At 48.3% G+C, this 11,662-nt stretch carries 13 protein-coding genes; all 13 read right to left on the bottom strand.

The window, feature by feature from the left end:
• Window positions 1–26: 26 nt before the first annotated feature.
• Entirely contained in the window at window positions 27–1,724 is a 1,698-nt protein-coding gene (locus BN587_RS05180) for a hypothetical protein (RefSeq protein ID WP_021720082.1), read from the bottom strand.
• A gap of 613 nt (window positions 1,725–2,337) precedes the next feature.
• Window positions 2,338–2,973 carry an endonuclease III gene (nth, locus tag BN587_RS05175; RefSeq protein WP_021720081.1) on the bottom strand — a complete coding sequence of 212 codons (636 nt, stop codon included), beginning with the start codon at window positions 2,971–2,973 and terminating at the stop codon, window positions 2,338–2,340.
• Window positions 2,973–4,334 (bottom strand): PFL family protein, encoded by a 1,362-nt coding sequence (locus BN587_RS05170; protein WP_021720080.1) that lies wholly within the window; start codon window positions 4,332–4,334, stop codon window positions 2,973–2,975. The genes nth and BN587_RS05170 overlap by 1 nt, the downstream gene beginning before the upstream one ends.
• 9 nt (window positions 4,335–4,343) lie before the next feature.
• Window positions 4,344–4,613 (bottom strand): ACT domain-containing protein, encoded by a 270-nt coding sequence (locus tag BN587_RS05165; protein ID WP_021720079.1) that lies wholly within the window; start codon window positions 4,611–4,613, stop codon window positions 4,344–4,346.
• Between the two features lie 101 nt (window positions 4,614–4,714).
• Window positions 4,715–6,394, bottom strand: a complete 1,680-nt coding sequence (locus tag BN587_RS05160) for a sensor histidine kinase (protein ID WP_021720078.1) — start codon at window positions 6,392–6,394, stop codon at window positions 4,715–4,717.
• Entirely contained in the window at window positions 6,391–7,077 is a 687-nt protein-coding gene (locus tag BN587_RS05155) for a winged helix-turn-helix domain-containing protein (protein ID WP_021720077.1), read from the bottom strand. The genes BN587_RS05160 and BN587_RS05155 overlap by 4 nt, the downstream gene beginning before the upstream one ends.
• 210 nt (window positions 7,078–7,287) lie before the next feature.
• Complete coding sequence (locus BN587_RS05150) at window positions 7,288–7,551, bottom strand: DUF4911 domain-containing protein (RefSeq protein ID WP_009146306.1); 264 nt, start codon at window positions 7,549–7,551, stop codon at window positions 7,288–7,290.
• Window positions 7,548–8,795, bottom strand: a complete 1,248-nt coding sequence (locus BN587_RS05145; RefSeq protein ID WP_021720076.1) for a peptidase U32 family protein — start codon at window positions 8,793–8,795, stop codon at window positions 7,548–7,550. Before BN587_RS05145 ends, BN587_RS05150 begins: the two co-directional genes overlap by 4 nt.
• 67 nt (window positions 8,796–8,862) lie before the next feature.
• On the bottom strand, window positions 8,863–9,906 hold the full coding sequence (gene mltG, locus BN587_RS05140) for an endolytic transglycosylase MltG (RefSeq protein ID WP_021720075.1): 1,044 nt from the start codon (window positions 9,904–9,906) through the stop codon (window positions 8,863–8,865).
• A gap of 65 nt (window positions 9,907–9,971) precedes the next feature.
• Window positions 9,972–10,319, bottom strand: coding sequence for a DUF1292 domain-containing protein (locus BN587_RS05135; RefSeq protein ID WP_009146303.1), 348 nt, complete (start codon window positions 10,317–10,319; stop codon window positions 9,972–9,974).
• 83 nt (window positions 10,320–10,402) lie between these two features.
• Window positions 10,403–10,825: a Holliday junction resolvase RuvX gene (gene ruvX / locus BN587_RS05130; protein WP_009146302.1), complete on the bottom strand. Its 423-nt coding sequence runs from the start codon at window positions 10,823–10,825 to the stop codon at window positions 10,403–10,405.
• A gap of 17 nt (window positions 10,826–10,842) precedes the next feature.
• Window positions 10,843–11,103, bottom strand: a complete 261-nt coding sequence (locus tag BN587_RS05125) for an IreB family regulatory phosphoprotein (RefSeq protein ID WP_021720074.1) — start codon at window positions 11,101–11,103, stop codon at window positions 10,843–10,845.
• Between the two features lie 281 nt (window positions 11,104–11,384).
• Window positions 11,385–11,662, bottom strand: a 278-nt coding sequence (locus tag BN587_RS05120; RefSeq protein ID WP_044484307.1) for a hypothetical protein, incomplete at its 5' end; no start/stop codon positions are given.

Raw genomic sequence — 11,662 nt, 5'->3', positions numbered from 1 at the left:
AATTTTGTTCAACTTGCACTTGCAATCTACCCATTTTGTTCCTTGCTTGCGATATCATCAATCGTCAGTCTGTTTACTTCTTCAGGATTATAGCGATCCTTTACTACTAATGTAGCAGTTCCAGCTTCCTTATCTCTTTCAATATCAGTCAGCCGTGCATCCTTCATCTGGCCTTCCAGAGTAACGTCTCTGCCGTTGTGAACATTGAGAGTAATGCTACCGTCTTCGCCAATGCTGCCGCCGTTAACGTATCTGTCCTGATCTTCAATGGTCTGAATCAGCTTTTCCTCATTAAAAGATACAGTGTAAGCATGGTTGCCGCTCTGGTTCGGATCAGGCGCTTCAGTAACAGTTACATAACCATTCTCGTCAGCTCCAACGGTAGTAATAGTGTTGGTATCATACTGCTTAACAAAATCGCCCAACTGCTCGCTATTAATGCCAAGCTCATATGCATGATTGCCGTCTACACCTTTATCTTCAATCGTCAGGATATTGGTATTAACAGCTACTGTAGTAATGGTGTTGGTGTCAGCAACATTTTCCAACTGATTAGTTACCCAGCTGCGAGATGCTACCCCTTCAATGCTTGCCTCTACGCTCTTACCATCGGAATCATTAACCCTTACCGTCAGCTTGCCATATTCATCCAGGTTTCCTTCCATGCTGGTGTTAGTTGTGTTGGTATCAACAACATTTTCCAGCTGATTAGTTACCCAGCTGCGGGATGCTACATCTTCTACAACTGCTTGAACGTTATTGCCTGCAGAATCATTAACCTTTAACGTCAGCTTCCCATCGCCATCCAAGCTTCCTTCCATGCCGGTATTAGTTGTGTTGGTATCCTGCGCTGCCGTTGCATCCTGAATAAATCCTCTCAAAGCATCCTCGTTGATGCCAATTACGTGATGTTTATTATCAGTAGGAAGAGCCTCGTTAGCATCGACAACGGTAATGATCGCATGACCGGATTCTGCTGTAGTAACCGTATCAGTACCGCCAATGCCATTCAGCTGATTGGTTACCCACTCCTGGGAAGCGATGCCGTTTACAGAGCTTGCAAAGGTTCCACCGGTATTATCAGTAATCTCGGAAGTCAATGTGCCATTTGCAAAGGTCAATTTATTATCAACAACTTTGGTATCAGTATCAACAATACCGACTTCAACCTCCGTACCGTTTTCGCGCACCAATTTATAGGTATTAACTGTTGCGCCCTCACCTGCATTTGCCTTTACCTCTTTAATAACCTTATCCTTCAGTCCTGCCTGACCTGTTTCACCGTAAATGGTCTTAGCCATAGTAATATCATTGGTGTAAAGGGATTTGATAATTCTGTCAAATTCGCCTACAGTAATTCTGCTCATAGACTCTTTGCACTTCATTTCGGAATTATCGCCCGTATGCACAGGATTATAGCTATTACTTGTCGGATCCCATACACGGGTATTGGTATGATAAATAAAGGGTGTGAACAATTCAATCTGCTCACCGGAGCCAATCTGTACCTGCGCATGTCCTAAATCCGTCCAAAAGTAACCTTTGTCATAATTATGGGAAGCATCATAAATCTGTCCTGCAGCGTCTTTGGAAACAGACTTATCAATCGGAGACGGCGTAACAGTATCTTCGGCCCACACAGTAGTGTAACCAATCATACCCATTGCCATAATTGTCGCCAGTACGCACTTTGCCAAAGCAGTTTGCTTTCTAGTCTTTTTCATTTTCAATCCCCCTTTTCCACGCCGCGCCACAGTGACGCAAGCTTAATCCTCGTTACAAAGCATTTCGTTAACCAAATATAACTCAGATAAGGTGGTACTAAAATTCAAGGCCTTGAAAATTTAGCAGTTCGTCTCCTTTACCTGCTTTAATTGTACTCTTTTCGTCTCCGTACGTCAAACTTTCGTATTCTTTATAAAGACACTAAATAACAAAATATTCATACACAATTTTTCATTCGTCACTTTTACGCATTAATCATAGTTGTTGGAATTTTCTCTTTTATATATTTTATACTTTAATAATTATTACAAAGAATAGAATGTAAAAGATTTTTGTCACAGTAGACAATTTCTTGACAAAAACGTGAACTGCACTCATAGCAAGGCAAAGCCATTGCTAACCGTGTGCGTCATAAAAAGACAGCGCAAAAATGCTCGAAAAAGTCCATCTTCTGCGGACACAAGGAAAGCAAATCTGCGCACCGCAAAAAGGCCTGCCACCCTCACGGGTTGCAGGCCAATTTTTTTGCTTCGCTTTTTACTTATAACTTATGTCAGCACTTCTACCGCAAGCACTTGATGTAAACGCTTACGCGTTTAGCAACAGGCAGACTTACTCAAAGTTTTTCTCTTTGAACGGGCATTCCTCTATGACCACACAGCCACGGCACAGCGGCTTGCGTGCCTTGCAGATTTTGCGCCCGTGCCAGATAAACCAGTGGTGCGCGTCACTCCACTTTTCACACGGAATAATTTTTTCCAGCTCCTTTTCCGTAGCCAGCGGGTCCTTGCCCTTCGCCAGCCCCAGACGGTGCGACACACGGAAAACATGCGTATCTACTGCCAGCGCCGGAATATTATAGATGATACTGGCAATAACGTTTGCCGTTTTCTGCCCCACACCCGGCAATTCCATCAGTGTTTTGATGTCATCAGGAATCACGCTGTTAAAGCGCTCCGTCAGCATATGGCACATTCCCAGCAGGTTTTTGGCCTTAGCGTGGTACAGACCGCAGTCGCGGATTTCCGCTTCCATTTCCTCCTGCGTCAGAGCACCCATTTTTTCCGGCGTGTTCAGACGCGGAAACATACGCGCCGTAATCACATTTACGCGTTCATCCGTACATTGGGCCGAAAGAATTACAGCTACCAAAAGCTCAAACGGTGAATTATAATTCAGCGCCGTCTTGCTGCCCTTGTAGGTTTCCTCCAGCTTGGCCAGAATAGCTTCTCTTTGAGCCTTGCGCATCAGTTCGTCAGGCTCCTTACCGGTGCAGGAATACGTCCGCCGCGGTTGATGAATTTTTCAGCGCTGAACTTCTTCACGCCCAGAACCGGCGCATAACCCAGCAGACCGCCGAATTCAACACGGTCGCCTACGTCCTTACCCGGAACAGGAATCAGACGTACTGCAGTAGTTTTATTGTTAATCATACCGATAGCAGCCTCATCGGCAATAATTGCGGAGATAGTTGCTGCCGTGGTATCACCGGGAATAGCAATCATATCAAGGCCAACGGAGCATACGCAGGTCATAGCCTCCAGTTTTTCCAAGGACAGAGCGCCGCGTTCTACCGCAGCAATCATGCCTGCATCCTCACTTACAGGAATGAAGGCACCGCTCAGGCCACCAACATAGCTGGAAGCCATCAGGCCGCCCTTTTTAACTGCGTCGTTCAGCATAGCCAGGGTAGCGGTAGTGCCGGGGCCGCCGCAGCTTTCCAGACCGATTTCCTCCAAAATATGCGCAACACTGTCGCCGATTGCCGGAGTCGGAGCCAAGGACAAGTCGATAATGCCGAACTGGGTATTCAGGCGGCGTGCAGCCTCCTGTGCCACCAATTGTCCAACGCGGGTAATCTTGAAGGCAGTCTTTTTAATCGTTTCGGCTACCATACCGATATCACCATCTCGTACCTGCTCCAGTGCATATTTAACAACGCCGGGACCGCTGACACCAACATTGATAACGCTTTCCGGTTCAGTTACGCCGTGGAAGGCACCTGCCATGAACGGATTATCCGGCACAGCGTTGCAGAATACAACCAGCTTAGCGCAGCCGATTGCATCGCTGTCAGCAGTACGCTCGGCAGCAGCCTTCACAACCTCGCCCATTTGTTTTACAGCATCCATGTTGATACCGCATTTGGTAGATCCAACGCTTACGGACGAGCAAACAATATCGGTAACTGCCAATGCTTCCGGAATGGCCGCAATCAGATTGCGGTCGCCCTTGGTATAGCCCTTGTCAACGAGAGCGGAAAAGCCGCCGATGAAGTTAACGCCAACCTGCTTGCCTGCGTTATCCAAAGCCTGTGCCAGCGGTACATAATCGTTGCTGTCGCAGCTTTCGCCCACCATAGAAATCGGCGTTACGGAAATACGCTTGTTGATGATGGGCACGCCCAGCTCAACCTCGATATCCTCACCAGTTTTTACCAGATGCTCTGCCTTACGGCAAATCTTATCATAAATCTTCTGCGCTGTTACCTTGATATCCGGATGACCGCAATCACGCAGGCTGATGCCCATGGTGATAGTACGCACGTCCAGCTTGTTTTGGGTAATCATGCGCGTAGTTTCTAAAATATCGTCAGTATTGAATAACATGACAGCCTCCTATATACGATGCATTGCGCTGAAAATTTCTTCGCTCTGCAGACGGATTTCTACGCCGATTTCTACACCCAGCGCAGCCATTTTGTCGCGTGCTTCGGCAATAGGCACATTAGCCTCTGCCATATCAGCAATCAGCACCATATTGAAAAAGCCTTGCATAATGTTTTGGTTGATGTTGATAATGTTAATATTCATTTCTGCTAAAGCATTGCTCACCTTAGCGGTAATACCTACCTTATCCTTGCCTACGATAGTTAAAACAACTCGCATATCTGCGTCCTCCTTCAAAATAAATTAAGAGCAGCACTCATAGTACTGCTCCTATTGTATCACATCTTGGGCGCTCTGTGTTGTATACATAAATAAAGCGCTTATTTTTCCGCCTCATACTTCGGCTTGGGGAACTTCATGATGAACTCCGTCCCCTGCCCCACAGTGCTCACCACACGTATGCTGCCGCCATGGAAGCCTACGCCGTGCTTGACGATGGAAAGGCCTAAGCCTGTACCCTCAATCGCCTTATGACGGCTGCGGTCGACACGGTAAAAGCGTTCGAAAATATGCGGCAGCTCGCTGCCGGGAATGCCCATACCGGTATCGGCAACGCTCACCGTATACTTATTTTCTCCTTCGCTCAAGCGCAGCGTAACCTCACCGCCGGGATGATTATACTTCAGACCGTTATCCAACAGGTTAAAGAAAATTTCCTCCATCAGCGAAGAAATTCCCAGCAGCTTGCTGTCGCCGCCGGTGCTGTCAACAAGCTGCAGGCTGACCTGCAATCTGCCTGCCTTATCCTTCAGGCGTGCCAGCGCACTCTGCGCCACATCCTGCAGTGTAAATTCCTCCATCATATCATGCGTCAGCTCATCGAGCTTCGACAGCTGCATGATGTCATCAATCAGACGCAGCAGATTGTGCGCCTCGTCGTTGATTTTCTGCAGAAAGCGCTTGGTATCCTCCTGCTTCACCAGGCCGCTGAGCATAATCTCCGAATAGCCCAGCACCGACTGCAGCGGTGTCTTCAGCTCATGCGACACGTTAGCTGAAAACTCACGGCGGATTTTCTCCGAAGCAGTACGCGCCGTCACATCCATAATCAGCAGCACAAAGCCCTTATCGGTAATTCTACTGCCGTTGAGCTGATAATAGCTGCTGCCGCGGTTGATTACCAGACGCCCCTTGCCCTCCTGCTCAATTTTTGCCAAAAGCTGACGGATTTCGTCACTGTCATCAAGCATAAAAAAGCTCGTTCCCAAAAGCTCCTGCTTTTCCTTGCCGAAGAATTTTACGGCACTTTTATTAATCGATTCGATTTCCCAAACCGGATTGAGGAACAGCAGGCCTTCATCCATATTATTGGTTACGGCCTTCAGCTCCTGTTTTTTATTTTTATAGCGGCGCATTTCCTTCTGCAGCTTTTCCTGCTGCAGCTCAAAATACTCCACAATCGGCTTCAGCTCAGGATAAACTACAGCTTCCGAATCAGGCTGCTCCAGATTGAGCTTTTCCAAGGGCTGCAGTATTCTGGCGGTAATTGTTTTGGCTGCCCAAAAGGCACCGCACAAAACAGCCAGTGCCAGCAGCACAAAATAACCAAGAATGATTTTATACTGTTGAAAAACAGCGTCATTCGTGCGCGACAGGCGCAGCACATTGCCGTCCGGCAGACGCACTGCATAATACAAAATATTTTTGCCGATAGTTTCGGAGGCACGCCGGCTGCGCCCCTCACCGCCTTTCAGTGCCTCCTGCACCTCCTCGCGCTGCAGATGGTTCTCCATTGACTCGGCGTCAGCATAATTATCATACACGGCGTGCCCATCCGGTGCAATCAGCGTTACGCGGTCGGCAAGCTGCAAGCGCTGCAGCTCGCTCACCGGCACATTACCCTCGCCGTCGGCCACAATCAGCAGATTAGCCTCACGCTTGAGGCTGGCGAAGCTGTCCTGCGTAATATATTGGCAGGAAACCCAGAAGAAGAGCAGCAAAACAAGGCCTACCGCTGCCCCTGTCAGCAGCAGTATGCTGCGAAAAAGCCTCTGCTTCATTTTACGGCCGCCATTCTGTAGCCAACGCCACGGATAGTTTCAATCAGCTCGCCTGCATCGCCCAGCTTTTGGCGCAGAGTACGGATATGTACATCAACGGTGCGGGTTTCACCGCTGAATTCATAGCCCCAGATATCGTTAAGCAGCTTATCACGTGAAAAAACAATGCCCGGATGCTGCAAAAACTTACGCAGCAGCTCGTATTCCTTCAGCGTCAGTACAACCTCACTGCCGCCTACGCTCACCTTATGCTCCATTTGGTTGACCTCCAGCCGACCGATGCGGATGATTTCTTTCTCATCCTCACCGGGGCATGGTGCTGCGCAGCGGCGCAGCACAGCCTTGATGCGCGCCACCATCTCCAGCATACCGAAGGGCTTGGCGATATAATCGTCGGCACCGCTGTCCAGTCCTTTAACCTTATCAAACTCCGAGCCCTTGGCCGTAGCCATAATCACAGGGATATTCGCATAGCGCTTATCAGCGCGCAAACGTCTTAATATGCTCACGCCATCCTCATCCGGCAGCATAATATCTAAAACAATCAGCTCAGGCACCTGCTTTTCCAGCAAGACGAAAAGCTCTCGGCCGCTGCCGCAGCCCTGTGCCTCCATGCCTACGGACTGCAGAGTGTAAACCTCCAGCTCGCAAATATTTTGTTCATCCTCCACGCAGAAAATCATGCAAAACACCACCAATCAATACTCTTATGCATTATTATATACGCAAAGCCGAATTTTTTCCTGTTAAATTTAGGTAAAAAATTTAACAGGCGTAAATTAGTTGCGAAGCATGCAAAAAAGGCTGAGAGCAACGCTCCCAGCCTTGTACTATTTACTATATGCGATTGTAGAAAAAACGAAAGCTGCCTGCGGCAATCCTTTCCCTGCAGTTTAAATCTGCCAAAGTCTGTGATACACTCCGTTTTCCATATTATCGATTACATCTACCTTAAACGGCATATTTTCAATAATATCCAGTGTATCAAAATACGTATCCGGCGTAGCATAAAACTTAATCAGTCCGCTGGTGCCGTCTACGGTGCTCACCATGGCCAGATGCTCATAGCCTTCCATAATCCAGTTAACATCTGCAATACGCTCAGGCTCAACCTGCGCGTAGATCATACTGTGGGGTCCGGGGTCATTGTCACTCATTCTTTTACAACCTTTCTGCGTAATAAGCTGAATTGCAGCAGCGGCTTTTCGCTGGCTGCGGAAAATTTCTGCTGGGCATGCGGTGCGCAGTCAATCGGCGTACCTGCTTCATCCAGCATTTCTGTCAAAACAAAGGGCATTGTGCTGCCGTCAGGCATCAAAAGCTCCAGCGGCTCGCCTGCCTTTACATTATTGCGCTGCTCAAAATAAGCGCGCTTTTTCTCAGCATCGTAGCCTGTAACGATACCGACAAAATCATGTGTCTGCTCGTACTTCGAGCTGGTGTAAACCTGCGCATTTCTGTCAGGCTTGGCCACAGCAAAGCCTGTAGTGTACTGGCGGTGGGAAACCTTGTTCAGCTCGGTAATCCACGCTTCCGGCACGCTGTAATGCTCCATATCAGCCCAGCATTGGTCGATAGCCTTGCGGTAAACGCTGACTACCGTTGCTACATAATGCACGCTCTTCATGCGGCCTTCAATCTTCAGGCTGCACACACCGGCACGCATCAGCTCCGGCAGATATTCAATCAGGCACAGGTCCTTGGAGTTCATCACATAAGTACCGCGCTCGTCCTCTTCGAGGTCAAAGTATTCGCCCGGGCGCTTTTGCTCACCCAGCTTATACATATTATATTCCCAACGGCAGGCCTGAGTGCAGGCACCGCGGTTGCCGTCGCGTCCTGTCAGATAGGCGCTCAAAAGGCAGCGTCCGCTGTAGGAAATGCACATTGCGCCATGCACGAAGGTTTCCAGCTCTACCGAGGTTTTTTCACTGATTTCGCTGATTTCCGCCAAGGACAGCTCGCGTGCCAGCACCACGCGTTCTGCGCCCAGCTGCTCCCATGCCTGTACAGCGGCGTAGTTGGTGGTATTAGCCTGCGTGCTCACGTGCAGCGGCATATCAGGTACAACCTGGCGGGCAGTGCTCCATACGCCCAAATCACTGATCAGCAGTGCGTCAACCTTGGCCTGCTGCAGTCCGCGCAGATAATCAGGCAATCTATTGATATCCTCGTTATGCGCAAAAATATTTACCGTTACATAAACCTTTTTGCCGAGGCTGTGTGCATACTCTGCCATCTCTGCAATTTCCTCTAAAGAGAAATTGTTGGCAAAGGCACGCAGACCGAATAGCTTACCGCCCAGATAAATAGCATCAGCACCATACAGCAGGGCCATTTTTCCTTTTTCCATATTACCGGCAGGAGCCAGTAATTCGGGTTTAACTAAGTTTCTGCTCATTAATTCTCCTTAAAACACTTCTCTGCTCCGCCACACTGACAGCGCAGAAATATGTAATAAACTGTTGTTAACCTATTTCCTCAATCGCCTTCAGATGCTCAGCATAGGTTTTGGTAAAGCGATGGTGTCCGTCCTTTTCCGCAACAAAGTACAGATAATCTGTCTGTTCCGGTTGCAGCACCGCCTTAATCGCGGTCAGTCCCGGACTGCCAATCGGTCCCGGAGGCAAACCGGGATTTTGGTAAGTATTATACGGACTCTGTATTTTGGTGTCGGCAAAGGTAACTACTTCCTTCTGCGTTCCCAAAAGATACTGAATCGTCGTATCTGACTGAATCGGCATGCCGATAGCCACACGCTTGAGGAAAACGCCGGCGATTTTCGGCTGCTCTTCGGCAAATACTGCCTCCAGCTCCACCATTGCAGCCATATTTACTACATCACGCAGTGGCAGATTACGTTCTGCCACAGTTTTGGCAATGCCGCTGCTCTGCATTTCCTTATCAAACTGTGCAACCATCATTTTGAGCATTTCCTGCTCGCTGATTCCCACCGGGAAATCATAGGTTGCCGGGTAGATAAAGCCCTCTGCCTTAAACAGCACATTGCTGTCATCGGTCTGCATATACGGATAAGGCGCATAATCCTTCGCCGCCGCCATGAACTTGTCAGCACTGCCAAGCCCTTCGGCCTCCAGCTTCTTCGCAGTTTTCACCACGCTGTAGCCTTCCGGTACGGTAAAGCGCACCTGTTTGATGCGTCCCTTAACCATAACATCAACAATCTGCTGATTGCTCATGCCACCGTCAATCTGGTAGGCACCTGCCTGCAGCTTAGTTGCTAGTCCCTTCCAGCGCGCCTCCATTTTAAAGGCAGCGGGATTTTTTACCAGCTTCTTTTCATGCAGCAGCTCGGCGATATCCGCCGTAGTCATGCCGTCCTTGACAACAATAAGACGTGAGCCTTCTACGGCAAAGCCCTTATTATTGCCCTGTCCGTTAAGATAAATCGTAAATGCTACCACGCCGGCAACCAGCAGCACCGCCAAAGCACCTGCTGCAGCCTGCACCGGATTGTCGCGTACCAGCGTTTTCAGCTTTTCTATATCCATCAGAAAACATCGTCACATCGCATAAAAATACCGGACCGAAGTCCGGTAAAATTATTGACTGTGAATTACTCCTCGTCCTCAAACATTTCGTCATACTTAGCAGCAACTGCTTCGTATTCTTCGTCAGTCGGAGCGGTGTAAACAGCTTCGCCGTTTTCGTCAAAGTCCATGCGTGCGATAACGCAGGTATCTTCTTCTTCGTCATGCTCGTGGCAATCGCAGTCGTCATCCTCGCAGCAGCAGTCTTCCATCGGAACCAGTACTGCGAATTGTTTGTCATCAACAGTGATAACCATATCCTGATAGAACTCGTGCTCGTTGCCTTGCTCGTCAGTCAGAACAACGCAGATAACTTCTTCTTCGCCTTCAGCTTGCATAGCCGCTAATTCTTCATCTCTAATGTCTTTTTCCATAAAGGCACCTCTTTCGTCATAGCTCAATAAATAAAAAGCTCAATTTTAATCTAAACATATTGTATAATAGGGACGCTAATCTGTCAAATTTTAAAGCTCTTGCTGTCCAGATAATTTTGCAGAATAACTACTGCCGCCATCATATCAATAACCTTTTTACGCTTTTTGCGGCGTAAATCCGCATCAACCAGCACCTTTTCGGCAGCTACGGTGCTCAGGCGTTCATCCCACAGCACAACCTGCACCTTAGGGAACATGGTGCGGAGCTTTTCGGCCATTGCTTCACAGGCCTGCGCGCGTTCGCCGATAGTGCCGTTCATGTTTTTGGGATAGCCTACAACCAATGTATCTACCTCATGCTCGGCAATCAGCTCGGCAATGCGGGCATAGTCGCGTTCCTCCGTAGTACGGTGAATGGTTTCCACGCCGTTGGCAATCATGCCCAGCAAATCGCTCACAGCGATACCGATAGTTCGTGTTCCTACATCAAGGGACATTTTACGCATTAAGTTACGTTCTCCTTTTACTTGTTAATCTGCTGCAGATAATTTTTTACCAGCTCTTCAATCAGCTCATAGCGCTCGTGACGGCGCAGCTTGGTACGTGCGTCCTCAAAGCTGGTGATATAAGTGGGGTCACCGCTCAGCAGGTAGCCTGCCAGTTGGTCCACAGGGTTATAGCCCTTCTTTTCCAGGGCAGCATATACTTCTTTTATAGTTTCGGCAACGTTCAGCTTTTCCGGCTCACGTTTGAACATCATAGTTTCTTGAGATACTTCAGCCATACGAAACACTCCTTTCGTTTTTCGTAAATATATTGTAGCACATTTTTTTGAAAAAAGCTGTGTTTTTCTAGTTAACTTGTAAAAAAGAATGATTACATTAAGCTTTACTTTACTTTACTTTACTTTACTTCAGGTAATGCTGCAGCAAAGCGTCCTGACAAAAGCCCCGGCACAGACGCATCGTTGACGATGCGGCAAATGCCGGGGTTTTGCTTTAGCTGCGCTTCTATCAGGATTGTACAATCCGTAAAAGTGCTTTAACCGTCAATATTCAATTTTGCTTAGAGGCTCATACCGCCAGCTACATAATGGAATTCAGCCTTGCGCTCACGCAGGTTGCGTTCCTTATCCCAGGGAGCAGTGCCGAACCAGTAATCGTCTGCCGGGTTAAAGCTTGCCAAAACGGTCAGGGTACCTGGGTCAATTTCCACTTTGTAGTTTTTGAGCAGGCCGTCGCCACCTGTCAGATGCAAGCTGCCATTAATCAGGACGCCGATTTTGTCTTCGTAAACGCCGACGATTAACGGATTTACCGAGCTGTCCAGTTCATAACCGCCTA

Source organism: Phascolarctobacterium succinatutens CAG:287 (assembly GCF_000434895.1).
In the GTDB taxonomy this organism is placed as follows: Bacteria; Bacillota; Negativicutes; order Acidaminococcales; family Acidaminococcaceae; genus Phascolarctobacterium_A; species Phascolarctobacterium_A succinatutens_A.
This window is presented reverse-complemented; position numbering and strand designations above follow the sequence as displayed.

Coding starts and splice junctions, on each gene's coding strand:
- BN587_RS05180 (WP_021720082.1), bottom strand. CDS start 1,724: ATGAAAAAGACTAGAAAGCAAACTGCTTTGGCAAAGTGCGTACTGGCG.
- nth (WP_021720081.1), bottom strand. CDS start 2,973: ATGCGCAAGGCTCAAAGAGAAGCTATTCTGGCCAAGCTGGAGGAAACC.
- BN587_RS05170 (WP_021720080.1), bottom strand. CDS start 4,334: ATGTTATTCAATACTGACGATATTTTAGAAACTACGCGCATGATTACC.
- BN587_RS05165 (WP_021720079.1), bottom strand. CDS start 4,613: ATGCGAGTTGTTTTAACTATCGTAGGCAAGGATAAGGTAGGTATTACC.
- BN587_RS05160 (WP_021720078.1), bottom strand. CDS start 6,394: ATGAAGCAGAGGCTTTTTCGCAGCATACTGCTGCTGACAGGGGCAGCG.
- BN587_RS05155 (WP_021720077.1), bottom strand. CDS start 7,077: ATGATTTTCTGCGTGGAGGATGAACAAAATATTTGCGAGCTGGAGGTT.
- BN587_RS05150 (WP_009146306.1), bottom strand. CDS start 7,551: ATGAGTGACAATGACCCCGGACCCCACAGTATGATCTACGCGCAGGTT.
- BN587_RS05145 (WP_021720076.1), bottom strand. CDS start 8,795: ATGAGCAGAAACTTAGTTAAACCCGAATTACTGGCTCCTGCCGGTAAT.
- mltG (WP_021720075.1), bottom strand. CDS start 9,906: ATGGATATAGAAAAGCTGAAAACGCTGGTACGCGACAATCCGGTGCAG.
- BN587_RS05135 (WP_009146303.1), bottom strand. CDS start 10,319: ATGGAAAAAGACATTAGAGATGAAGAATTAGCGGCTATGCAAGCTGAA.
- ruvX (WP_009146302.1), bottom strand. CDS start 10,825: ATGCGTAAAATGTCCCTTGATGTAGGAACACGAACTATCGGTATCGCT.
- BN587_RS05125 (WP_021720074.1), bottom strand. CDS start 11,103: ATGGCTGAAGTATCTCAAGAAACTATGATGTTCAAACGTGAGCCGGAA.